A 22336-nucleotide genomic window follows, 5' to 3' on the forward strand; every position below is an offset into this window, starting at 1 on the left:
ACTGGGGCGGATTAGCGCGGCAGCGCGGGCGGTGCAAGGGACTTAGCGCGGCAGCTGGACGGTCTGATTGGCGCCCGAGATTTCGACGGCATAGATCTTGCCAAGCTGAAGGAAGCTGAGCGGCAGGCCGACGATGATCTGGTCGGTCGCAGGGTTCGATGCAAGCCCTGCCGCGGCGGCGTCGGCAGGGGGCGGGCTTGCGACGAAGCGCAGGCGCAGAACGCCATCCGCATCGGGCGTCAGGCGGTCGCCGGGCTGGGGTCGGACGGTGACCAGTTCCGCCGAATGATAGCCCTTGGTGGGGGCCAGGCCGCGCACGACCAGCAGCCGTCCCTCGGACAGGGGTTCCCACTCGGCCGACAGGATCTGGGGGATGGCGGGGCGCTGGTCTTCGGGGGTGACATAGCCGCCTTCGGGGGCCAGCGATGACGGGACCGATCGTCCGCCCCAGGACAGCGGGTTCCAGCCGCTATCCCCGAACCGTCCGCATCCGGACACCAGCGCGGCGGCGATCAACAGGGGCAGGGTCAGTCTGGTCATGGCGCATCCCTTCGGCATTTGCCCTTGGTGATAGGGGAAACGGGGCGCGCGTAAAAGCCTCTTTGACCTTGGGGCGCGGTCGGGCTAGGCCTTCTTGCGCAAAACGGAGAGACCCATGCCCACCGCCGCTTTCGAGGATATCGCCGAGACGTTCGAATTCCTGGATGACTGGGAGGAGCGCTATCGCCACGTGATCGAACTGGGCAAGGCCATGCCCGGTCTGGACCCGGCCTTTCAGGTGCCCGCCACCAAGGTCGACGGCTGCGCCAGCCAGGTCTGGATCCTGCCGCAGATCGAGAACGGCAGGTTCGATTTTCAAGGCGACAGCGACGCGATCATCGTTCGCGGCCTGATCGCCGTCCTGCATGCCCTGTATTCGGGTCTGCCCGTGGCCGAGGTCGAAAACGTCGATGCCCCCGCCGCGCTGGCACGGCTGGGGCTGGATGAACATCTGTCCGCGCAGCGGTCGAATGGCGTACGCGCGATGATCGAACGGATCAGGCTGCTGGCCGCCGACGCAAGCTGATCCAGCCGCCGCCCAGCACGCGGGTGCCTTCGGGTTCATAGAACACGCAGGCCTGACCGGGGCTGACGCCGTCTTCGGGGTCCAACAGTTCGACCTCGGCGCGGCGGCCGGGCAGGGCGCGCAGGATCGCAGGGCGCGGCGGGCGGGTGGACCGGATGCGGACAAGGCAGGGGATCTCGCCTTCGTAAGCGCCGTCGCCAAGCCAGTTCACCTCGGTGACGTTGACGGTCTTGGTGGAGAGTGCGGCACGGGGCCCGACGACGACGCGGCGGGTTTCGGGTTCCAGCCGGACGACATAGAGCGGATCGCCAAGACCGCCGATCCCCAGGCCGCGACGCTGGCCGATGGTATAGTGGATCACGCCGCGATGGGTGCCCAGGACGTTGCCCTCCATGTCGACGATCTCGCCGGGATCAGCCGCGCCGGGGCGTAGTTTTTCGATGACGGCGGCGTAATCGCCGTTCGGGACAAAGCAGATGTCCTGGCTGTCGGGCTTGTCGGCAACCGACAGCCCGTATTCCGCAGCCAGTGCGCGCGTTTCGTCCTTGCTGACCAGATGTCCCAGGGGGAAGCGAAGGAAATCCAGCTGTTCCTGCGTGGTCGAGAACAAGAAATAGCTTTGATCGCGGTTCGGGTCGGCGGCCATGTGCAGCTCGGCACGGGCGGCACCATCCTTGCGCTGGATATAATGGCCGGTCGCCATGCAATCGGCATCCAGATCGCGCGCAGTCTCCAGCAGGTCGCGGAACTTGACGCGTTCGTTGCAACGGATGCAGGGCACCGGCGTCGCGCCCGCCAGATAGGCATCGGCAAATTCGTCGATCACGGATTCGCGGAACTTGTTTTCATAGTCGAGGACGTAATGCGGAAAGCCCATGCGTTCGGCCACGCGCCGCGCATCATGGATGTCCTGACCCGCGCAACATGCGCCCTTTTTCGCCAGTGCCGCCCCGTGATCGTAAAGCTGCAAGGTGACGCCGATGACGTCATAGCCTTCGGATTTCAGCTGTGCCGCCACGACCGAGCTGTCGACCCCCCCCGACATTGCCACCACGACACGCGTCTGCGCAGGCGGTTTGGCAAAGCCGAGGCTGTTCAATTCGGTATCGCGCGCATCGGCGCGTTCGGCGGCAATCGTGGTCATCGGATGATCTTTCGCCCCCGCGGGGCTTTGGGCATGCAGTGCAGGATTGCGTCAAAATATATGTAAATGCCCGCTATTCTCAACCCCGCGCGGGGCAGAAAAGCCGCTTCGACTAACCCGGACTTAAAAGCTTTGCGTCACGAAAGAAAGGACAGGAAGAAAAAGGACACCATGTATGTTCGTGAAGAAAACGACCGGACCGCGGATTGCGGCGCTTGATGACGGACGCATCATCAGCGTGGCGGACCTGCCATCGCCGCAGACGCGGTGGGTGGCCAGCCGCAAGCAGATCGTCGTGCTGGCCGTGCAGCACCACCTGATCGCGCGGGACGAGGCGCTGCGCCGCTATGGCCTTTCGGCCGAGGAGTTCGACGGGTGGTGCAAGGCGTTCGAAAGACACGGTGCCCCGGCATTGAAGACGACATCCCTACAAAAGTATAGACAACTCTAGGTTGATACGTGCAGCATGACGTTAGGGTCGATAAACCGCATGTTAACCATTTCATCCGAATGTCGGCCCATGACATTGCGGCGAATCGGGGGAAAGATCAGCCATGCGCATTCTTTTGGTAGAAGACGATCCCAGCACGGCACGTGCGATCGAACTGATGCTGACGGCGGCCAGCTACAACGTCTTTCTGACGGATATGGGCGAGGAAGGGATAGATCTGGCCAAGTTGTATGATTACGACCTGATCCTGCTGGATCTGGACCTGCCCGACATGCACGGAATGGAGGTGTTGCGCCATTTGCGACTGGCGCGCATCGACACGCCCATCCTGATCCTGACGGGGTCGGACGATACCGAAAGCAAGCTGCGCGGGTTCGGATTTGGCGCCGACGATTACATGACCAAGCCCTTCAACCGCGAGGAGCTGCAGGCCCGCATCCAGGCGATCATCCGACGTTCCAAGGGGCATAGCCAGGCCCTGATCCGGACCGGCGAGATCACTGTCAACCTGGACGCCCGTTCGGTCGAGGTGAAGGGCAAGCCCGTGAACCTGACCGGCAAGGAATATCAGATCCTGGAACTGCTGAGCCTGCGCAAGGGCACGACCCTGACCAAGGAGATGTTCCTGAACCACCTCTATGGTGGCATGGACGAACCCGAACTGAAGATCATCGACGTCTTCATCTGCAAGTTGCGCAAGAAACTCTCCGAGGCCTTGGGTGGGGAAAACCATATCGAAACCGTCTGGGGCAGGGGCTATGTCCTGCGCGACCCTGCGGCCGGGTCGGACCAACGCATCGCGGCCAGCGCCTGATCGATCACGGGTGCTGGACGACCGCGCCCCCTTGCGCGATACCCTGATCTGACAAGGACCGATGGCCGGATGCGTTCCGGCCATGCCGAGGCAGAGAGGACACGATGGCGCAGAATGTGGCAGGGCGGCCGCCCGTAGCGGATCTGGATCACGTCCAGGCCGCATTCGAGATTGCGGAACTGTCGGCGCAGGTCGGCGCCGCGAACACCGCCTATCACGGTCAGGATGCGCCGGTCATCTCGGATGCCGACTATGATGCGGCCAAGACACGGCTGGCGCTGCTGGAGGAGGCTTTCCCCGATCTGGCCCGCCCCGACAGCCCCACCGCGCAGGTGGGTGCCGCCCCTGCCGAGGGCTTCGGCAAGATCACCCATGCGCAACGGATGATGTCGCTGGGCAATGCCTTTTCCAAGGAGGACGTGGCGGATTTTCTGGCCCGGGTGCGCAGCTTTCTGGGGCTGGCCGCCGACGCCCCCCTGCACGTCACAGCCGAGCCCAAGATCGACGGGCTGTCGCTGTCCCTGCGCTATGAAAAGGGCCGGCTGATACAGGCGGCCACGCGCGGCGACGGGTCGGTGGGCGAAAACGTCACCGCCAATGCCGCGACCATCGACGACATTCCCCAAATGCTGTCAGGCGATGTCCCCGACATCCTGGAAGTGCGCGGCGAGGTCTATATGACCCATGCCGATTTCGAGGCTTTGAACCGGGCCGAGGGCGGTCGCGTCTTTGCCAATCCGCGCAATGCGGCTGCGGGGTCTCTGCGGCAGATCGATTCGGCCGTGACCGCCAGCCGCCCGCTGCGGTTCTTTGCCTATAGCTGGGGCGAACTGTCCGCGCCCTTGGCGGCGACCCAGATGCAAGCGGTGCAGCGTCTTGCCGACCTGGGCTTTCAAACCAATCCGCTGACGGAACTGTGTCAGGATGCGGCGGGGTTGATCGCGGTCTGGACGCGGATCGAACAGCAGCGCGCGACCTTGGGCTATGACATCGACGGCGTCGTCTACAAGGTCAACGATCTGTCCTATCAGGCGCGTCTGGGGTTCCGGGCCACCACGCCGCGTTGGGCCATCGCGCATAAGTTTCCTGCTGAAACGGCCTGGACGCGGCTGGACCGGATCGAGATCCAGGTGGGCCGCACCGGCGCGCTGTCACCTGTTGCGCGGCTGGAACCCGTGACGGTCGGCGGCGTCGTCGTGTCGAACGCAACGCTGCACAACGAGGATTACATCGCCGGTCGCGACAACACCGGCGCGCCGATCCGCGAGGGGCGCGACATCCGCGAAGGCGATTGGGTCAAGGTCTATCGCGCCGGGGATGTGATCCCCAAGATTGCGGATGTGGATTTGTCGCGCCGGCAGAACGACACCCCGTATGTCTTTCCGACGCGTTGCCCGGAATGCGGATCGGATGCGATCCGTGAGCCGGGCGACAGCGTCCGGCGCTGTACCGGCGGCATGATCTGTCCGGCACAAGCTGTTGAAAAGCTGAAGCATTTCGTCAGCCGCGCGGCCTTCGACATCGATGGGCTGGGCGCCAAGCAGATCGAAATGTTCTTTGCCGACCCCACCCTGCCGATCCGCGAACCTGCCGACATTTTCACCTTGGCCGAACGCGACGGGGCGCAGCTGGCGCGGCTGAAAAACCGCGACGGTTTCGGCGAACGCTCGGCCCGCAAGCTGTTCGATGCCATCGAGGACAAGCGGGCCATCCCCCTGTCGCGCCTGCTGTTCGCGCTTGGCATCCGCCATCTTGGCGAGGTCGCCAGCGCCACCCTGGCCCGGCATTTCGGAACCTGGGACGCGCTTGTCACCGCCATCGACGGGGCCGCTGCCGAACCCGCCTTCAAGGCGCCCGATGACAAGGCCCGCCGCGCGGCGCTGGCCGAAAGCCCCCATTGGGCCGAACTGACGGGTATCGACGGTATCGGCAGCGTTCTGGTGAACTCGCTGGTGACCACATTCGCCCAACCGGCCGAACGCCAAGGCATCGACCGCCTGCTGGCCCAACTGACCGTTCAACCCGTCGAGGCCAAGGCCAGCGCCCAGACCGAAGTGTCGGGCAAGACGCTGGTCTTCACCGGCACGCTGGAGCGCATGTCGCGCGCCGAGGCCAAGGCCCGGGCCGAGGTCATGGGCGCCAAGGTGGCCGGATCGGTCAGCGCCAAGACCGACCTGCTGATCGCGGGGCCGGGGGCGGGGTCCAAGGCGACCAAGGCTGCCGATTTGGGCGTCAAGGTGATCGATGAGGACGAATGGCTGCGCATCGCGGGGGCCGAATGACCCAGCCCAAGGGCCGTCCGCCGGCGCTGTTTCCCTTGTTCGCGGGGATCGACACCCTTCCGGGCATCGGCCCCAAGGGGCGTGCTGCGCTGGAACAGATGGGCGTCGAGAGGCCCCGCGACCTAGTGATGACCCTGCCTGCCAGCGGCATAACGCGCCGCCGCATTGCCGCCCTGTCCGAGGCACGGCCGCCCGAGATCGTGACCATCGCGGTGACCATCCTGCGCCATCATCCGCCGCAGGTCAGGGGCAGGCCGTGGCGGGTGCATTGCAGCGACGGCACGACGGACCTGACGCTGGTCTTCTTCCGTCCGCGCGAAAACTGGATCGAGGGCCAGTTGCCCACAGGCCAGCGCCGCATCGTCAGTGGCAAGCTGGAACTGTTCGACGGCCACGCCCAGATGGTTCATCCTGACCATATCCTGTCCGAGGCCGATCCGCTGCCGCCTGCGTTCGAGCCGGTCTATCCCCTATCGGCGGGCCTGACCCAAGGGGTGATGACCCGGTCCGCCAAGGCGGCGCTGCAGCTGGTCCCCGAGGTGCAGGAATGGATCGACCCGCAGCTGATCCGCGAACGTGGCTGGCCGTCCTTCACGCAGGCGCTGGCGCAGGCCCATGCGCCGCAATCGCCTGCCGACATGTCGTTGGACAGTCCCGCACGGGCGCGTCTGGCTTATGACGAATTCTTGGCGCATCAGATGACCTTGGCGCTGGTGCGGCGCGAAAAGCGGCGGCTGAAGGGGCGGGCCAGTGAGGGTGACGGGCGGTTGCGGCGCGCGGTGCTGGACCATCTGCCATGGCCTCCGACGGGCGCGCAGGCCCGCGCGGCTCAGGAAATCGCCGATGACATGGCCAGCGACCGCCGTATGAACCGACTGCTGCAGGGCGATGTCGGCGCAGGCAAGACGCTGGTCGCCATGCTGGCCGCCTTGGTGGCGGTCGAAGCCGGGGGGCAGGCCGTGCTGATGGCCCCGACCGAGATCCTGGCCCGCCAGCATGCCCGCGCGCTTGAGCCCCTGGCCCGCGCCGCAGGTATCCGGCTGGCAGCGCTGACCGGGCGCGACAAGACCGCCACCCGGCAGCAGATACTGGCCGACCTGGCCGACGGCGGCATCGACATTCTGGTCGGCACCCACGCGGTCTTTCAGAAAGACGTGCATTTCAACGACCTGAGGCTGGCGATCATCGACGAACAGCATCGCTTCGGGGTAGGACAGCGGCTGGAACTGGCCGCCAAGGGCGATGTTCCGCCCGACATGCTGATCATGACCGCGACCCCCATCCCCCGATCGCTGGCGCTGTCGCAATATGGCGATCTGGATGTCTCGGTGCTGGATGAAAAGCCGCCTGGCCGGCAGCCTATCACCACGGTGATGATCAGCGACCAGCGCCTGGATCAGGTCACGGACCGCCTGAAGGCGGCGCTGGCGCAGGGCGCGCGCGCCTATTGGGTCTGTCCGCTGGTAGACGAAAGCGAGGTCAGCGACCTGACCGCCGCCGAGGCGCGGTTCACCAGCCTGCGCGCCCAGTTCGGCGATCTGGTACGGCTGGTCCACGGCCAGATGCCCACCGACCAGCGCGACGCGGCGATGGCCGATTTCGCCTCAGGCGTGGCGCAGATCCTTGTGGCGACGACGGTGATCGAGGTGGGGGTGGATGTCCCGCAAGCGACGATCATGGTGATCGAACGCGCCGAAAGCTTTGGCCTGTCGCAGCTGCATCAGTTGCGGGGCAGGGTGGGGCGCGGGACCGGGGCCTCGACCTGCCTGCTGATGTATCATCCGCCGCTGAACGAGACCGGTGCCCGACGCCTGACCACCCTGCGCGATACCGAGGACGGCTTCCGCATTGCCCAAGTGGATCTAGAGATGCGCGGTGCGGGCGATGTCATCGGAACGGCGCAATCGGGCCTGCCGCGGTTTCGAATCGCGGATCTGGAACATCAGTCCGGCCTGATGGCCGTGGCGCGAAAAGATGCGCGCGCCCTGCTGGAACGCGACCCGACGCTGGACAGCCCGCGCGGCGTGGCATTGCGCCACTTGATGTGGCTGATGCAGCAGGATCAGGCGATTCGACTGGTTCAGGTCGGCTGACAACCAAAATGTTCTTAAAATGTTCTTTACAGTGATCGCTGAATGTGAGAACAAAGCAGCAACGGAAAAGGAGTTGCTGCCCATGAACCGCGATTTTCTCTGTGACCTTGTCGGCGTGACGGCCCTTGCGACCACGACTGTGGTGACGCTTTGGCTGCCTGCGATCCTGCAAGCCTGATCTGTTCCCTCTGCCCCGCGTTGCGATGCGGCGCCCTGCCTGTGCGCCGCCACTGTCCAGCACGCGCAACTTGACCGGCCCTGGCAGGGGCCGGTTTTTTTCATTCAAGATGTTCGAAAATTGTCAGGCGGCGGCCTTGTCCATCGCCTCGATCGTCGCGTCCCATGCCAGCAGGATCGAGGCGTGGCGGTTGGGATAGGCACGCGCCGGCAACAGCGCCTCAAGGTCGGCAAAGGGGGCGGCGGGGGGATGGCCATCCTGCGTCAGCATGGCGCGCAGCTGATCGCGCACGGACGCGACGGTGTCGCGGTCCAGCCCGATCACCGCCTGGCCCAGCACTGAGGCCGAGGCCTGCCCAAGCGCGCAGGCCCGCACCTCTTGCGCGAAATCCGAAATGGCGCCGTCGGTCATTGTCAGATGCACCGTCACCGACGATCCGCATTGCGGCGAGCGTTTCAGCACGCTGGCCTGCGCACCCTCCAGCTTGCCCTGATGAGGGATCGCGGTGGTCAGCGCCAGGATCCGGCGCGAGTAAAGCTGCATGAGGTCGCTGTCGGCCATCAATCTGTCCTGCGGTCTTTTCGGCACCTGCCTTGGGGATTAGATAGGGACGCGACCCGCGAAAGGAAACCCGATGTTCGACCCTCTCAGCCTGAAATATGACGACAAGGGGCTGATCCCCGTGATCGCGCAGGATGCTGACAGCGCCGAGGTGCTGATGATGGCCTGGATGAACGCCGATGCGGTGGCCAAGACATTGGACAGCGGACGCGTCACATACTGGTCGCGGTCGCGGCAATCCTTCTGGATCAAGGGCGAAAGCTCGGGTCATGTTCAGGAACTGGTCGAGATGCGGGTCGATTGCGACAGCGACTGCCTGCTGGTGCTGGTGCGCCAGACCGGTCCCGCCTGTCACACAAACCGCCGCAGCTGTTTTTATACCGCCATCCGCGACGGGGCCGAGGTCGAGATCCTTCAGCCGATGTCCTGAAGCCCGACCATCGCGCGGATATCGGCGGGGGTCACGCCTTCGTCGCGATAATGCCGGATCGCGCGGGCATCGTCGCGCTTGGCCAGCCGCTTGCCTGCGTCGTCGCGGATCAGGCGGTGGTGCAGATAGGCGGGCGTTGGCAGGTCCAGCAGGTGCTGCAGCAGGACATGGATCCATGTGCTGTCGAACAGGTCCTTGCCGCGCGTGACCAGCGTGATGCCCTGCGCCGCGTCATCGATCACCACCGCCAGGTGATAGGAAGTCCCCATGCCGCGCCGCGACAGGATGACGTCGCCGATCCCGTCCAGAAACTGGCTGCGGGTCATCTGGTGCGCGGTGCCCTGATCGACAAAGCCGATCCGGTCGACCCCAAGCACATCGAAGGCCCGCCCGACATCCAGCCGGATCACGTCGTCGGGGCCGGCGTCGCGCATCGGGCGGTGGCGACAGGTGCCGGGATAGATCAGTCCATCGGGACCGGCGGGCAGGGCGCCTTCCTGCGGGGCCGACAGCGCGGCACGGATATCTCCGCGCCGACATTGGCAGGGATAGGTCAAGGGCGCCAGACGCGTCAAAGCGTCGCGATAGGCCCCCATCCGGTCCGACTGGCGCATGACGGGACGCGGCCAATCCAGCCCCAGCCACGCCAGATCCTCAAGGATCGCCTGTTCGTATTCCGGCCTGCAGCGGTCGCGGTCGATATCCTCGATCCGCAGCCGGAAATCCCCCGCCCGCGCCGCCATCAGCACCGAGAACGCGTGTCCCAGGTGCAAAAGCCCCGTGGGCGAGGGCGCAAAGCGCGTTACTGGGCGGCCAGCCATGCGTTGAAGTCATCCTTGGCGCGCTGCGTATAGGCGGGATAGCGGTCCTTGCGGCCACGACGACCGCTGCGGCCTTCCTCGACCGGGGGGAACAGACCGAAATTCACGTTCATCGGCTGGAAGGTCTTGGCCTCGGCCCCGCCGGTGATGTGGTTGACCAGTGCGCCCATCGAGGTCGTGTAGGCGGGTGGTGCAAGGTCTTGCCCCTTGGCTTGCGCGGCGGCCATCCGGCCCGCCAAGAGCCCCATCGCGGCGCTTTCGACATAGCCTTCGACGCCCGTCACCTGACCGGCAAAGCGCAGGTTCGGCTGGCGTTTCATGCGCATCCGGTCGTCCAGCAACGTGGGCGAATTCAAGAAGCTGTTGCGATGGATACCGCCCAGACGCGCAAAGCTGGCATCCTGCAGACCGGGGATCATGCGGAACACCTGGGTCTGGGCGCCGTATTTCATCTTGGTCTGGAAACCGACAATATTATAAAGCGTTCCCAACGCGTTATCACGGCGAAGTTGAACCACTGCATAAGCTTTTTCATCGGGCTTGTGGACATTGGTCAGACCCACCGGCTTCATCGGGCCAAAGCGCAAAGTCTCACGGCCGCGTTCGGCCATGACCTCGATCGGCAGGCAGCCGTCGAAATATCCGGCGGTCTCGCCCTCGTGGAACTCGGTCTTGTCGGCGGCCAGAAGGGCGTCGATGAACGCCTCGTACTGGTCCTTGGTCATCGGGCAGTTGATATAGGCGCGCTGTTCCTCCAGCGTTTCGCCCTTGTCGTAACGGCTCTGCTCCCAGGCTATGGACATATCGATGGTGTCGGCATGCACGATGGGCGCGATGGCGTCAAAGAAGGCCAGCGCCTCGGACCCGGTGATGCCGCGGATGGCCCCCGCCAGCGCGTCCGAGGTCAAAGGCCCCGTTGCCACGATCCAATTGCCGGTGGTGGGCAGTTCGGTGATCTCTCCGGACTGGATTGTGATCAGCGGTTCCGCCTTCAGCGCCGCGGTGACGGATGCGGAGAACGCCTCGCGGTCGACGGCCAGCGCGCCGCCTGCGGGCAGCTTGTGCTTGTCGGCCATCGCCATGATCAACCCGCCCGCCGCGCGCATTTCCCAGTGCAGCTGACCCACGGCGTTCATCACGTCATCGTCGGACCGGAAGCTGTTGGAACAGACCATCTCGGCGCAGTCGCCGGATTTATGGGCGAAGGTTTCGACGGTCGGGCGCATTTCATGCAGCACGACGGGGACGCCTGCGCGTGCGATCTGCCAGGCGGCCTCGGACCCGGCAAGGCCGGCACCGATGATGTGGACGGGTTCCATGCGGATCTCCTGCAAGGGATGCGGGGCGGGGCTAGCAAAGCTTGTCCCAAAAGAAAAGGGGCGGCGCCAGTGGCACCGCCCCACAGGTCATGCGACCCAAGCGCGCGGGATCACTCCTCCGCGGCGGCCTCGGCCTCTTCGCCTTCCGCATCATCACCTTCCGAACGCAGAGCGGACGGGGCAGCGATGTTGGCGACGACGAAGTCGCGGTCGATGGTCGGCTTGGCGCCTTCCGGCAGCTTGACGCTGCTGATGTGGATCGAGGTGCCGATGTCGACGCCTTCCAGGTCGACGGTGATGTGGTCGGGGATGTCGCCCGCGGTCACGATCATTTCGACTTCGTTGCGAACCGTCACAAGCGTACCGCCCTTGCGCAGGCCGGGGCACTTGTCTTCGTTGATGAATTCAACGGGGATGAACAGGTTCACCTTCGAGGTGCGGCGAAGGCGCATGAAGTCGATGTGGATCGGCAGATCCTTGACGACGTCGCGCTGAACGCCACGGCAGATGACGCGAACGTCTTCCTGGCCTTCGACCTTCAGGTTCCACAGCGTGGACATGAAACGGCCCTTGCGCAGCTGCGTCAGCAGCTTGTTGAAGTCAAACGCGATCGCAGCCGGCTCGACGCCGTTGCCATACACGATACCGGGCACCTTGCCGTCACGGCGAGCTTGGCGGGCGGCCCCCTTGCCTGTCCCCGCGCGTGCCTCAGCCACCAGATCCGGAATCTCTTTGGCCATGTTATCTATCCTTAACCATATGTGATGACGCCGTCCTCCAAGGGTGCACGGCGACCAAGCGGTGCCCATAACGCAATCGGTGCGGGTTGTGAAGGATGAAAATGACGTTCGCGTGTGCCAGCACCGCACCGTGCAACCACGGTTTGACTTGACCCGGCAATCGCAGATAACGCCCCTGTTCGACATGGGACTGTGAAACGGAGACGCAGGGTGCAGGGCAGGGTCATCTCGATCGATTATCTGCGCGTCCTTCTGGCGGGCTTCGTCGTGCTGGGCCATTCGGGCTTTGCCCGCGACGTCATTGGCGACACGGGGTTGGCGGTCGGCAACAGCATCCTGCGCGTGGCCGTGCCGGTCTTTACCATTATCGCCGGCTATTTTCTGGCCGCGACGCTGCGCAGGGGTCGCTTGTCGCCTTGGGTGGGGCAGCTGCTGGCGATGTACGCGATCTGGTCGCTGGTCTATATCGTCTTCCTGTGGCCCTATTTCAGCGCACGCCCCGTATCGTTGACGCTGCGCGACCTGACGCTTGGTTTTATGCATCTGTGGTTTTTGCAGGGCATCGCTATCGCGGGCATCATGCTGGGCGGATTTCGCCGCCTTGGTCTGCGCGCGGTCATCCTGTCGGCCGTGGCATTCGCGCTGCTGGGGCTGGGGCTGCAATATGCGCGCATGGCCGACCTGTCGCAGGTGCCGATCGAACATTACCGCAATGGCCCGTTCTATCTCTATCCCTTTCTGGCCATGGGCTGGCTGATCGCCGAAGGGATGCGGATGCGCATGGCCGCCTTGGCCGCCATCCTCGGCCTTGCCCTGACTGTGGCCGAGAACATGATCTGGATTGCCCGCATCGGCCATGATCCCCTGCTGGAGATCCCCTTGGGGCATTTCCTGCTGTGCCCGGCCATCTTCATGCTGGTGCGGCGCATCCCGATGCCCGCGACCAACCTGCCCTTGGGGGCGGCGGCCGCGGGCATCTACGTGATGCATGTGATCGTGCTGCAGGGCCTGCCGCTGATCGGGGTGGACGACCTGCTGGTCGCCGTCATCCTGGGCATCGCGCTGCCATTCGGGGTGGTCTGGGCAAGGCAGGCCATCGCCGTCAGACGATCGAATATTCGTCCGTGAAGCCCTTGGGAACCAGCAGGTTCTGCGGCCCCACATTCTTCAGATCACGTTCCCCGCACAGGGCCATGCTGATGTCCAGCTCCTTGCGGATCACCTCCAGCGCGCGGGTGACGCCGGCTTCGCCCATCGCCCCCAACCCGTGGATATAGGCGCGTCCGATCCAGGTCGCATGGGCGCCCATCGCCAGCGCCTTCAGCACGTCCTGGCCCGACCGGATGCCGCTGTCCATATGCACCTCGACCTGGTCGCCGACCGCCTTGACGATATGCGGCAGCATCCTGATCGAGGACAGCGCGCCATCCAGCTGACGTCCGCCATGATTGCTGACGATGATCGCATCCGCGCCGAAATCCGCGGCGATGCGGGCGTCCTCGGGGTCCAGGATACCTTTCAGGATCAGCTTGCCGCCCCACATCTCGCGGATGCGGGCGACCTTGTTCCAGTCCAGCTTGGGGTCGAACTGCTGGGCCGTCCAGTCCATCAGCGAACTGGTGTCCCCGACCCCCTTGGCGTGGCCCACGATATTGCCGAAGAAACGGCGCTTGGTCTTCAGCATCCCCATGCCCCACCGCCAGCGCGTGGACAGATCCAGCATCGTCGGCAAGGTCATCTTGGGCGGCGCGGTCAGGCCGTTCTTCAGGTCCTTGTGGCGCTGGCCCAGGATCTGCAGGTCAAGCGTCAGCACCAGCGCGCTGCAATTTGCCGCCTTGGCGCGTTCGATGATGGCGGCCAGGAAATCCTGATCCTTCATCACGTAAAGCTGGAACATGAAGGGCTTGGTGGTATGGGCCGCCACATCCTCGATCGAACAGATGGACATGGTGGACAGGGTATAGGGCACGCCGAACTTCTGGGCGGCGCGGGCGGCATGGATCTCGCCATCGGCATGCTGCATGCCGGTCATGCCGACCGGGGCCAAGCCCACGGGCATGGTGACGGGCATGCCGATCATGTCGCCCGCCAGCTTGCGATCGCTCATGTCGACGGCCACCTTCTGGCGCAGCTTCAGCTTGGCGAAATCGGTCGTGTTCTCGCGGAAGGTCTGCTCGGTATAGCTGCCCGATTCCGCATAGTCGTAAAACATCTTCGGCGTTCTTGCGCGATGCAACGCCTTGAGGTCATCGATCGATGTGATCACCGCCATCTGGCCCATCCTCCCCCTGTGCAGGGGAATTGGTAACAGCGCCCATGGCCCCGTGCAATCACCGCATCGCGGCGCGGCGCAGTTCCTCGGGGACGACCGGCCCCTGCAGCGCGCGGGCACGGGCGCGCAGCGCCTCGGCACGGGCATCCGTCGCGGCCTCGACCAGGGCGGGATCGGCCGCGGCAGCCTGGGCATGGACCGGAACCACAGGTTCCGCCAACAGCTGGCTGGTCGGCAGCAGGTCGGGATAATCGCCCTCGGTCCCGCAAGCGGCAAGCGCCAGGACAAACATCAGGACAATGGGCAGGGCAGGGCGCGACACATGGTTCATGGCTGCAGGTTACGCGCAGGCCGGGCGGGCGGCAACGGCCCTCGTGACCTGTCGCGATCCCTTTTCACCGCCCTCCGCGCAGGCTAGAACACCGCATGGCCCGCACCCAAGGTTCCCGCGCCGAGATCACCGGCCCCCTGCTTCGCGACCAGGCCCGCCGCCTGTTCGCGCGACAGGGCTATGCGGCGGTGTCGATGCGCCAGATCGCGGCGGCGGTGGGCGTTCAGGCGGGCGCGCTCTATGCCTATACACCAGACAAGCAGGCGCTGCTGCACGACCTTCTGGAAAGCCACATGCAGGATCTGCTGGCCGCCTGGTCGGATGCGCCCGATGCGGAACCCCTGGCGCGGCTCGAACGCTTCGTCCGCTTCCATATCGGCTTCAGCCTGGACAATCCCGACGCGGTCTTCCTGTCCTATATGGAACTGCGCAATCTCAGCCCCGAAAATTTCGCCGCCATCGCGGAACTGCGCGGCCGCTATGAAGCCGCGCTGGAAGGCATCCTGAGGGACGGCATCGCCGCCGATGTCATGCGGATCGAGGACCCCAAGCTGACCACCCTTGCCCTGATCGCCATGCTGACCGGGGTGACAAACTGGTATCGCGAAGGGGGCCGTCTTGATCGCGTCCGCATCACCGATATCTACTGGGGTCTTGCGCGCGGCGCGGTGGGCGCGCATTGAACGCGTCTTCGTCTTTGCCCAAATACCCATTCCGCCCCGCTTGCCGCAGGGCGCATCATTGCAGATAATCAGACCATGGCCCTACCTCCCGGTTTCCTTGACGAGATTCGCAATCGCGTTCCGATCAGTCGCGTGATCGGCAAGAAAGTCGTGTGGGATCTGCGCAAGTCGAACCAGGCGCGGGGCGACTGGTGGGCGCCGTGCCCCTTCCATCAGGAAAAATCGGCCAGCTTCCACTGCGACGACCAGAAGGGCTTCTATTACTGCTTCGGCTGCCAGGCCAAGGGCGATGCGCTGTCCTTCCTGCGCGAGGCAGACGGCCTGGAATTCATGGATGCCGTCAAGCTGCTGGCCGCCGAGGCGGGCCTGCAGATGCCCGAACCCGACCCGCGCGCCCGCGAACGGACCGACCTGCGCAGCAAGCTCTTGGAGGTGACCGAGGCCGCCTGCCGCTGGTTCCGGCTGCAATTGCAGACATCATCGGCGGCTGCCGCCCGCGATTACCTGGATCGGCGTGGCCTGGATGCCGAAGCGCTGGAACGCTTCGAGATCGGCTTTGCCCCCGACAACCGGCAGGCGCTGACCACGGCCCTGCGCGACAAGGGCTTCGCCGAGGCGCTGATCATCCAGGCCGGCATGTCCGCCAAGCCCGACAATGGCGGCGCGATCTATGACCGCTTCCGCGACCGCATCATCTTTCCGATCCGCGACGGGCAAGGGCGCTGCATCGGCTTTGGCGGGCGCGCGATGGATCCGAATGCGCGGGCAAAATACCTCAACAGCCCGGAAACGCCGCTGTTTGACAAGGGGCGCAATCTCTACAACCTCGGGCCTGCGCGCAGAGCGGTGGCCAAGGGGCAGCGTCTGGTCGTGGCCGAAGGCTATATGGATGTGATCGCCTTGGCGCGGGCGGGGTTCGAAGGGGCCGTCGCCCCCCTGGGGACCGCCATCACCGAAGAACAGCTGCGGCTGATGTGGCGGGTGTCGCCCGAACCGATCATCGCGCTGGACGGCGATGCGGCGGGTCAGCGCGCGGCCCAGAGGCTGATCGATCTGTCCCTGCCGATGACCGGGCCCGGACAGGCGCTGCGCTTTGTCATCCTGCCGGCGGGGCAGGACCCCGACGACCTGATCAAGGCGGCGGGGCCGGGGGCGATGGGGGCGTTGCTGGATGGGGCCAAACCGCTTCTGGACCTGCTCTGGGCGCGCGAAACCGAAGGGCAGGTCTTTGACAGTCCCGAACGCAAGGCCGCGCTGGATCGTCGCCTGCAGGAGGCCGTCGCCCGCATCCCCGACGAACTGACCCGCAGCCACTACACCGAGGAAATCCGCCGCAAGCGGTGGGAGACCTTCGGCGGCGGGGCCCGCAAGCAAAGCCGCAGCAACTGGCAGCCGGGCAACGGACGCAACATGACCGGCAAGCGCGGCGCGCAGTCGGCCATTCCCCGCGGACCGCTGCCCCCGGTCAATCTGAACATGCCAGAACATGGCGAGGATCTGCTGGAGGGCGCGGCGCTGCTGATCTGCGCGCTGCGGCCGACCATGGTGACGATGGTCGAGGCGCGTCTTGAGCGGCTGATGCCGCGCAACGCCGAACGCGGCGCGCTGCTTCACGATCTGCTGACCCAAGGCGAAAGCCAGATGGGACGCCGCTGCCTTGAAACCTTGCGCCGTGACGCCCATCTGGGTCTGACCCCGAACGTGATTCAGCAGCAAGAGGACGCCGCAGCCATCGCAATCCTGCAGAACCTTCTGGACAGGCTGGAAGCGGCCCGCGCCACCAGCCACGAACTGGCCCGTGCCGAAAGCGAGATCCAGGGCGAGGCGGATGAAGGCCTGACCTGGCGGATCAGCCAGACGACCCGCGCCCGGCATCTGGCCGAACGTCCCGAATTGGAGACCAGCGGCGACATGGATGAAGACCGCAGCGCACTCTCTGCACAGCTGTCAGGCTGGCTGGACGGCCAGATCTGGCGAAAGCCGTCGGGAAGATGATCCGGCATGGCGAATGCGAATCGCCCGCTGAACGGATCGCGAATCATCATTGCGGACGGCCTTTGATTCGGCCGGGAACCGCGCTAGAAACGTCATAATTCCGCAGCGATTCGCCGTACCTGCCGAATCGACTGCCCAAGACCGCGCCGAGAAGGAGCCCTGGATGGCCGCCAAGGACGACGACCACGACAAGACCGACAAGGACGACAACGCCCATTCGTTGGACATGAGCCAGGCAGCGGTCAAGAAGATGATCGCCGAGGCGCGCGAACGTGGATACATCACCTACGACCAGTTGAACGCCGTCCTGCCACCCGAGCAGGTCAGCAGCGAACAGATCGAGGACGTGATGTCGATGCTGTCCGAAATGGGCATCAACGTCATCGAGGACGAGGACGGGGCCGAGGAATCCGAAGGTGGTGCCATCGTCACCACCGGCAGCGGAAACCGCGAAGTCGCCGTCTCGACCACCGAAACCGAAAAGCTTGACCGTACCGACGACCCCGTCCGCATGTACCTGCGCGAGATGGGCAGCGTCGAGTTGCTGTCGCGCGAGGGCGAGATTGCCATCGCCAAGCGGATCGAGGCCGGCCGCAACACCATGATCGCGGGGCTGTGCGAAAGCCCGCTGACCTTCAAGGCCATCACGCTCTGGCGCGACGAGCTGTTGGATGAGGACATCCTGCTGCGCGACGTCATCGACCTGGAAACGACCTTCGGTCAGTCCATGGAAGGTGAGGAGGGCGACGAGGTCGTCGTTCCCGTCGCAGGCGGCGAGACCGGCGGCACCCCGTCGGAATCCGGCAAGCGCGAGGAATATGACGCCGACGGAAACCCGCTGCGTTCCGACGACGAGGATGACGAGGACGAAGGGGCCAACCTGTCGCTGTCCGCGATGGAGGCCAGCCTGAAGCCGCGCGTTCTGGAAACGCTGGAATCCATCGCGCTCTACTATGAGCGTCTGTCCGACATGCAGGATCTGCGCATGTCTGCGACGATGAATGAAGATGACAGCTTCTCGGCGACGGCAGAGACCGATTACCAGACCCTGCGCAGCGAAATCGTCGTATTGGTGAATTCGCTTCACCTGAACAACGGCCGCATCGAGGCGCTGGTCGATCAGCTTTATGGCATCAACCGCCGCATCGTCACGATCGACAGCGGCATGGTCAAGCTGGCCGACGCGGCCCGCATCAACCGTCGTGAATTCATCGATGCCTATCGGGGCAGCGAACTGGACCCGACCTGGGTCGACCGCATGGCAGGCCAGGCCGGTCGCGGTTGGCAGGCCCTGTTCGACCGGTCGCGCGACCAGGTCGAAAAGCTGCGCGGCGACATGGCCGAAGTCGGTCAATACGTCGGCGTCGACATCGAGGAATTCCGCCGCATCGTGGCCCAAGTTCAGCGCGGCGAGAAAGAGGCCCGCCAGGCCAAGAAGGAAATGGTCGAGGCCAACCTGCGCCTGGTCATCAGCATCGCCAAGAAATACACCAACCGTGGCCTGCAATTCCTTGATCTTATTCAGGAAGGCAATATCGGCTTGATGAAGGCCGTGGACAAGTTCGAATACCGCCGCGGCTACAAGTTCTCGACCTATGCGACTTGGTGGATCCGTCAGGCGATCACCCGGTCCATCGCGGACCAGGCCCGCACGATCCGCATCCCGGTCCACATGATCGAGACGATCAACAAGCTGGTCCGCACCGGCCGCCAGATGCTGCACGAGATCGGTCGCGAACCGACGCCCGAGGAACTGGCCGAGAAACTCCAGATGCCGCTGGAGAAGGTCCGCAAGGTGATGAAAATCGCCAAGGAGCCGATCAGCCTGGAAACCCCGATCGGGGACGAGGAAGACAGCCAGCTTGGCGATTTCATCGAGGACAAGAACGCCGTCCTGCCGCTGGACAGCGCCATTCAGGAAAACCTCAAGGAAACCACGACCCGCGTCCTGTCCAGCCTGACCCCGCGCGAGGAACGTGTCCTGAGGATGCGTTTCGGCATCGGCATGAATACCGACCACACCTTGGAAGAGGTCGGCCAGCAGTTCAGCGTCACTCGCGAACGGATCCGTCAGATCGAAGCAAAGGCGCTTCGCAAGCTGAAGCATCCGTCGCGCAGCAGAAAGCTGCGGTCCTTCCTTGACCAGTGATCTGAGGGACATCGGCGGGCTGGGGTATTTCCTGTATCGCAGTTCGGCCGCATCGGAACTGAGCGGTGGTGACACGCAGGACATTTTGCGCTCTGCCCGCCACCGCAATCAGGCCTTGGGGTTGACCGGCTGTCTGCATTTCGAAGACGGGATGTTCTTTCAGTGGCTGGAAGGCCCCAAGGACGGGCTGTTGCAAGTTGTCGACCTGATCCTTGTCGATGATCGCCACCAAGAGATCACCATCCTGGATCAGGGCGCCCTAGACCAGCGGCGCTTTCAGGATTGGCGGATGCGCTTTTCCGACAGGGACCGGGCTTCGCTGATGGATTGGTTCGCCAGTTCCGACAAATCCACCGTGCGGCCCAAGGATTACGCCGGTGCCGTCGTCGCCTTCCTGATGTCCATCGCGATCTGACGGCTGGCCTTGCAGGCCGGGCACGAAAAGTGAACACTGGCCAAAAGATCCGGGGACAGTGGCAGGATGCAGGCTTTGGAAGACATGATCTGGTGGCAGGGCGGCCAGGCTTTGGCGGCGGCAGGCGTGATCGCGCTGCTGGCGGCATTCGGCTGGTTCAGGGCGGCCGGACGCCTTCGCCGAACCACTGCCGATCTGGCCGATCTGCAGATGCAGCTGCACCAGCGCGACGTTGCCCTTGGCCAGCAACAGGCGCGCCATGACCTGAACGCGGCCCGGCTGTCCCAGCTTGAGGAAGAGCGTGACGGCTTGACCGATGCGCTGCATCAGGCCCATCAGACCGCGAACCGTCTGGAAACCCAATTGGCTCAGCATCGTCTTGGCGCGCAGAAGGACGCCGAAGCCGCCGCGCGGGAAATCGCCACGCTGAAGGAAATGCGGGCCGAAATGACGACGCAGTTCAAGCTGCTGTCGGCCGAAACCCTGCGCACCCAGCAAGGCCAAATCCAGCAGGCGCAGAACGATCAGCTGAACGCCCTGCTGAACCCGTTCCGCGATCAGGTGAACCGTTTCCAAACCGAGATGCAGACCCGCAACAAGATCCTGGACGAGGAATCCGCCCGGCTGCGCGAGCAGATCCTGTCGCTGCACAACCGCTCGGAGCAGATCTCGCGCGAGGCGGTGAACCTGGCGCGCGCGCTCAAGGGTGACAAGCAGCAGCAGGGGGCCTGGGGCGAGATGGTGCTGGAACGGATCCTCGAAGAATCCGGCCTGATGGACGGCACCCATTACGATCTGCAATCCACCTGGCGCGATGACGACGGCAAGCTGTGGCGGCCCGATGTGGTCGTCAAGATGCCGCGCGGCAAGGTCATGGTGATCGACAGCAAGGTCTCATTGAACGATTATGAAGTCTCGGTGACCCATGACGACCCCGTCGAGGCCCAGGCCGCCCTGCGCCGGCACGTCACCGCGATCCGCACCCATATCACGACGCTGTCGGCCAAGGGCTATCACCGCATGGATGATGCCTCGGTCGATTACGTGCTGATGTTCATCCCGATCGAAGGGGCGTTCTCGGATGCGCTGCGGGCGGACCCCACGCTGGCCTCCTTCGCGATGGAGGGTCGGGTGGGCCTGACCACGCCGACCACGCTGATGCTGACCCTGCGCACCATCGAACATATCTGGGCCGTTGAGCGACGCGAAAGCAATGCGATGGAAATCGCGCGTCGTGCGGGGCAGCTTTACGACAAGGTCGCAGGTTTCGTCGACGCGATGGAGGGGGTCGGCAAGGCGCTGGACCAAGCCAATCACGCGCATGGTCAGGCCATGGATCGCCTGACGCGCGGATCGGGCAATGTCATCCGGCAAGTGGAGATGCTGCGGGGCCTGGGCGCGCGCAACACCAAGCAGATTGCATTGGACCATGATCGGGGCGACGATGAGGCCTTGGCAGGACCGGAGGCCGCAGAATGATCACCGAATTCAGCATCGACACCCATGGCCCCGCCTGCCACGAATTCACGCGCGATGTCGCCGATTGGCTGACGCGCGCCAAGGTGGGCGATGGCCTGCTGACGCTGATGGTGCGGCACACGTCCTGTTCGCTGCTGATCCAGGAAAATGCCGATCCGGATGTGCAGGTCGATCTGCTGGCGTGGCTGGACCGCGTCGCACCGCCCGCGGATCATCCCTCCATGGGCTGGATCACCCACCGCTATGAGGGGCCGGACGACATGCCGGCGCATCTGAAGGCCGCCGTCCTGCCCGTCAGCCTTCAGGTGCCTGTCGCGCAGGGGCGGATGAGCCTTGGCCGCTGGCAGGGGATCTATCTGGTCGAACATCGCCGCGCGCCGCACAGCCGGCAGGTCGCGGCGATGTTCCAGCCGCTTTAGTTCTGCGGCATCAGATAGGTTTCGCGGATGACCGCGCGGGCAGGGGCTTCGATCATGTGCATGACAGCATCGGCCACGTCCTGCGGCTGCAGCTTGTCCGGGGCGCCGTCATCGAAGAAGGCGGTGTCGACCATGCCCGGTGCGACGACCGAACAACGCCCGCCCCATTCGCGCATCTCTTCGGCCAGGTTGCCCGCATAACCGTGCACGAACCACTTGGTCGCGCCATAGATCGAGCCCTGGATATGCCTGCGCCCCGCCGCCGATCCGGTCAGAACCAGCGTGCCCTTGGTCTTGCGCAGCTGGGGCAGGGTCGCGCGGGCGGTCATGATCACGCCCATGACGTTCAGGTCGACCATGCCCTTGATGTCATCCAGATCGCCCGCCTCGGTGCCGGGCTTCGACAACCCGCGACCGGCATTGGCAAAGGCCGCGTCGATGCCGCCGAAGCGCTCGGCAGTCTGGGCCACGGCCTGGGTCAGGTCGTCGATATTCGTCGCGTCGCCAGTCGTGACCAGTGCCTTGTCGCCCAGCTCTTGGGCCAGATCGGTCAGCTTGTCTTTGGACCTGGCGAACAGGGCCACGTTCCAACCTGCCTTGACGGCGCTTCTGGCGGTGGCTGCGCCGATGCCCGACGAGGCACCGGTGATGAACAGGGTCTTGCCCATGATTTTTCCAATCCTGTCAATGTTCG

General features: G+C 64.6%; 22 protein-coding genes. 13 read left to right on the plus strand and 9 right to left on the minus strand.

The window, feature by feature from the left end:
* Window positions 1-42: 42 nt before the first annotated feature.
* Entirely contained in the window at window positions 43-540 is a 498-nt protein-coding gene (locus DKT70_RS13975; RefSeq protein ID WP_111559722.1) for a hypothetical protein, read from the minus strand.
* A 115-nt stretch (window positions 541-655) separates the two neighbouring features.
* Here DKT70_RS13975 and DKT70_RS13980 point away from each other — a divergent pair, with 115 nt between their 5' ends.
* Window positions 656-1066 carry a SufE family protein gene (locus tag DKT70_RS13980; RefSeq protein ID WP_111559723.1) on the plus strand — a complete coding sequence of 137 codons (411 nt, stop codon included), beginning with the start codon at window positions 656-658 and terminating at the stop codon, window positions 1064-1066.
* On the opposite strand, the gene mnmA is transcribed toward DKT70_RS13980, so the two are convergent.
* On the minus strand, window positions 1038-2210 hold the full coding sequence (mnmA, locus tag DKT70_RS13985; RefSeq protein WP_111559724.1) for a tRNA 2-thiouridine(34) synthase MnmA: 1173 nt from the start codon (window positions 2208-2210) through the stop codon (window positions 1038-1040). The two genes, DKT70_RS13980 and mnmA, sit on opposite strands and share 29 nt — an antisense overlap.
* 175 nt (window positions 2211-2385) lie before the next feature.
* On the opposite strand from mnmA, the gene sciP reads away from it, so the two are divergent.
* From sciP to recG, 4 genes are all read left to right on the plus strand, one after another.
* Complete coding sequence (gene sciP, locus DKT70_RS13990) at window positions 2386-2661, plus strand: CtrA inhibitor SciP (RefSeq protein ID WP_111559725.1); 276 nt, start codon at window positions 2386-2388, stop codon at window positions 2659-2661.
* A 103-nt stretch (window positions 2662-2764) separates the two neighbouring features.
* The gene (gene ctrA / locus DKT70_RS13995) at window positions 2765-3475 is read left to right on the plus strand and encodes a response regulator transcription factor CtrA (RefSeq protein ID WP_111559726.1); all 711 of its coding nucleotides are present in this window, start codon (window positions 2765-2767) and stop codon (window positions 3473-3475) included.
* Window positions 3476-3579: 104 nt separating this feature from the next.
* Window positions 3580-5757: an NAD-dependent DNA ligase LigA gene (gene ligA / locus DKT70_RS14000; protein WP_111559727.1), complete on the plus strand. Its 2178-nt coding sequence runs from the start codon at window positions 3580-3582 to the stop codon at window positions 5755-5757.
* On the plus strand, window positions 5754-7850 hold the full coding sequence (gene recG, locus DKT70_RS14005; RefSeq protein WP_111559728.1) for an ATP-dependent DNA helicase RecG: 2097 nt from the start codon (window positions 5754-5756) through the stop codon (window positions 7848-7850). Before ligA ends, recG begins: the two co-directional genes overlap by 4 nt.
* Window positions 7851-8151: 301 nt before the next feature.
* Here the strand turns inward: recG and DKT70_RS14010 are convergent, their stop codons facing one another.
* Entirely contained in the window at window positions 8152-8589 is a 438-nt protein-coding gene (locus DKT70_RS14010) for an iron-sulfur cluster assembly scaffold protein (protein WP_199559609.1), read from the minus strand.
* A gap of 73 nt (window positions 8590-8662) precedes the next feature.
* On the opposite strand from DKT70_RS14010, the gene hisI reads away from it, so the two are divergent.
* Window positions 8663-9019, plus strand: coding sequence for a phosphoribosyl-AMP cyclohydrolase (gene hisI, locus DKT70_RS14015; protein WP_111559730.1), 357 nt, complete (start codon window positions 8663-8665; stop codon window positions 9017-9019).
* On the opposite strand, the gene gluQRS is transcribed toward hisI, so the two are convergent.
* The 3 genes from gluQRS to DKT70_RS14030 all read right to left on the minus strand — a co-directional run bounded on the left by gluQRS (window position 9004) and on the right by DKT70_RS14030 (window position 11899).
* Window positions 9004-9840 carry a tRNA glutamyl-Q(34) synthetase GluQRS gene (gene gluQRS, locus DKT70_RS14020; RefSeq protein WP_111559731.1) on the minus strand — a complete coding sequence of 279 codons (837 nt, stop codon included), beginning with the start codon at window positions 9838-9840 and terminating at the stop codon, window positions 9004-9006. The two genes, hisI and gluQRS, sit on opposite strands and share 16 nt — an antisense overlap.
* Window positions 9822-11159, minus strand: coding sequence for a methylenetetrahydrofolate--tRNA-(uracil(54)-C(5))-methyltransferase (FADH(2)-oxidizing) TrmFO (gene trmFO / locus DKT70_RS14025; RefSeq protein WP_111559732.1), 1338 nt, complete (start codon window positions 11157-11159; stop codon window positions 9822-9824). Before trmFO ends, gluQRS begins: the two co-directional genes overlap by 19 nt.
* 110 nt (window positions 11160-11269) lie before the next feature.
* The gene (locus tag DKT70_RS14030) at window positions 11270-11899 is read right to left on the minus strand and encodes a 50S ribosomal protein L25/general stress protein Ctc (protein ID WP_111559733.1); all 630 of its coding nucleotides are present in this window, start codon (window positions 11897-11899) and stop codon (window positions 11270-11272) included.
* A gap of 210 nt (window positions 11900-12109) precedes the next feature.
* Here DKT70_RS14030 and DKT70_RS14035 point away from each other — a divergent pair, with 210 nt between their 5' ends.
* Entirely contained in the window at window positions 12110-13027 is a 918-nt protein-coding gene (locus DKT70_RS14035; protein WP_158530060.1) for an acyltransferase family protein, read from the plus strand.
* On the opposite strand, the gene DKT70_RS14040 is transcribed toward DKT70_RS14035, so the two are convergent.
* Both DKT70_RS14040 and DKT70_RS14045 read right to left on the minus strand, forming a co-directional pair.
* Window positions 13002-14171: an alpha-hydroxy acid oxidase gene (locus tag DKT70_RS14040; RefSeq protein WP_111559758.1), complete on the minus strand. Its 1170-nt coding sequence runs from the start codon at window positions 14169-14171 to the stop codon at window positions 13002-13004. The genes DKT70_RS14035 and DKT70_RS14040 overlap by 26 nt on opposite strands.
* A gap of 58 nt (window positions 14172-14229) precedes the next feature.
* Entirely contained in the window at window positions 14230-14502 is a 273-nt protein-coding gene (locus DKT70_RS14045) for a hypothetical protein (RefSeq protein ID WP_111559735.1), read from the minus strand.
* Window positions 14503-14597: 95 nt separating this feature from the next.
* On the opposite strand from DKT70_RS14045, the gene DKT70_RS14050 reads away from it, so the two are divergent.
* From DKT70_RS14050 to DKT70_RS14075, 6 genes are all read left to right on the plus strand, one after another.
* Window positions 14598-15185 (plus strand): TetR/AcrR family transcriptional regulator, encoded by a 588-nt coding sequence (locus DKT70_RS14050; RefSeq protein ID WP_072296307.1) that lies wholly within the window; start codon window positions 14598-14600, stop codon window positions 15183-15185.
* Window positions 15186-15260: 75 nt separating this feature from the next.
* Window positions 15261-17180, plus strand: coding sequence for a DNA primase (gene dnaG / locus DKT70_RS14055; RefSeq protein WP_111559736.1), 1920 nt, complete (start codon window positions 15261-15263; stop codon window positions 17178-17180).
* A 163-nt stretch (window positions 17181-17343) separates the two neighbouring features.
* Complete coding sequence (rpoD, locus tag DKT70_RS14060) at window positions 17344-19329, plus strand: RNA polymerase sigma factor RpoD (protein WP_111559737.1); 1986 nt, start codon at window positions 17344-17346, stop codon at window positions 19327-19329.
* Window positions 19319-19744: a BLUF domain-containing protein gene (locus DKT70_RS14065; RefSeq protein ID WP_158530062.1), complete on the plus strand. Its 426-nt coding sequence runs from the start codon at window positions 19319-19321 to the stop codon at window positions 19742-19744. Before rpoD ends, DKT70_RS14065 begins: the two co-directional genes overlap by 11 nt.
* A gap of 66 nt (window positions 19745-19810) precedes the next feature.
* The gene (rmuC, locus tag DKT70_RS14070; RefSeq protein WP_111559739.1) at window positions 19811-21223 is read left to right on the plus strand and encodes a DNA recombination protein RmuC; all 1413 of its coding nucleotides are present in this window, start codon (window positions 19811-19813) and stop codon (window positions 21221-21223) included.
* Window positions 21220-21642: a secondary thiamine-phosphate synthase enzyme YjbQ gene (locus DKT70_RS14075; RefSeq protein WP_111559740.1), complete on the plus strand. Its 423-nt coding sequence runs from the start codon at window positions 21220-21222 to the stop codon at window positions 21640-21642. Before rmuC ends, DKT70_RS14075 begins: the two co-directional genes overlap by 4 nt.
* On the opposite strand, the gene DKT70_RS14080 is transcribed toward DKT70_RS14075, so the two are convergent.
* Complete coding sequence (locus DKT70_RS14080) at window positions 21639-22310, minus strand: SDR family oxidoreductase (RefSeq protein ID WP_111559741.1); 672 nt, start codon at window positions 22308-22310, stop codon at window positions 21639-21641. The genes DKT70_RS14075 and DKT70_RS14080 overlap by 4 nt on opposite strands.
* Between the last annotated feature and the right edge of the window lie 26 nt (window positions 22311-22336).

The sequence above is a fragment of the Paracoccus sediminilitoris genome (assembly GCF_003259195.1).
Lineage (GTDB): Bacteria > Pseudomonadota > Alphaproteobacteria > Rhodobacterales > Rhodobacteraceae > Paracoccus > Paracoccus sediminilitoris.

Coding starts and splice junctions, on each gene's coding strand:
- dnaG (WP_111559736.1), top strand. CDS start 15,261: ATGGCCCTACCTCCCGGTTTCCTTGACGAGATTCGCAATCGCGTTCCG.
- DKT70_RS14045 (WP_111559735.1), bottom strand. CDS start 14,502: ATGAACCATGTGTCGCGCCCTGCCCTGCCCATTGTCCTGATGTTTGTC.
- DKT70_RS14080 (WP_111559741.1), bottom strand. CDS start 22,310: ATGGGCAAGACCCTGTTCATCACCGGTGCCTCGTCGGGCATCGGCGCA.
- ctrA (WP_111559726.1), top strand. CDS start 2,765: ATGCGCATTCTTTTGGTAGAAGACGATCCCAGCACGGCACGTGCGATC.
- DKT70_RS13980 (WP_111559723.1), top strand. CDS start 656: ATGCCCACCGCCGCTTTCGAGGATATCGCCGAGACGTTCGAATTCCTG.
- ligA (WP_111559727.1), top strand. CDS start 3,580: ATGGCGCAGAATGTGGCAGGGCGGCCGCCCGTAGCGGATCTGGATCAC.
- DKT70_RS13975 (WP_111559722.1), bottom strand. CDS start 540: ATGACCAGACTGACCCTGCCCCTGTTGATCGCCGCCGCGCTGGTGTCC.
- DKT70_RS14075 (WP_111559740.1), top strand. CDS start 21,220: ATGATCACCGAATTCAGCATCGACACCCATGGCCCCGCCTGCCACGAA.
- DKT70_RS14010 (WP_199559609.1), bottom strand. CDS start 8,589: ATGGCCGACAGCGACCTCATGCAGCTTTACTCGCGCCGGATCCTGGCG.
- sciP (WP_111559725.1), top strand. CDS start 2,386: ATGTTCGTGAAGAAAACGACCGGACCGCGGATTGCGGCGCTTGATGAC.
- trmFO (WP_111559732.1), bottom strand. CDS start 11,159: ATGGAACCCGTCCACATCATCGGTGCCGGCCTTGCCGGGTCCGAGGCC.
- hisI (WP_111559730.1), top strand. CDS start 8,663: ATGTTCGACCCTCTCAGCCTGAAATATGACGACAAGGGGCTGATCCCC.
- rpoD (WP_111559737.1), top strand. CDS start 17,344: ATGGCCGCCAAGGACGACGACCACGACAAGACCGACAAGGACGACAAC.
- mnmA (WP_111559724.1), bottom strand. CDS start 2,210: ATGACCACGATTGCCGCCGAACGCGCCGATGCGCGCGATACCGAATTG.
- DKT70_RS14040 (WP_111559758.1), bottom strand. CDS start 14,171: ATGGCGGTGATCACATCGATCGATGACCTCAAGGCGTTGCATCGCGCA.
- rmuC (WP_111559739.1), top strand. CDS start 19,811: ATGCAGGCTTTGGAAGACATGATCTGGTGGCAGGGCGGCCAGGCTTTG.
- gluQRS (WP_111559731.1), bottom strand. CDS start 9,840: ATGGCTGGCCGCCCAGTAACGCGCTTTGCGCCCTCGCCCACGGGGCTT.
- DKT70_RS14030 (WP_111559733.1), bottom strand. CDS start 11,899: ATGGCCAAAGAGATTCCGGATCTGGTGGCTGAGGCACGCGCGGGGACA.
- DKT70_RS14050 (WP_072296307.1), top strand. CDS start 14,598: ATGGCCCGCACCCAAGGTTCCCGCGCCGAGATCACCGGCCCCCTGCTT.
- recG (WP_111559728.1), top strand. CDS start 5,754: ATGACCCAGCCCAAGGGCCGTCCGCCGGCGCTGTTTCCCTTGTTCGCG.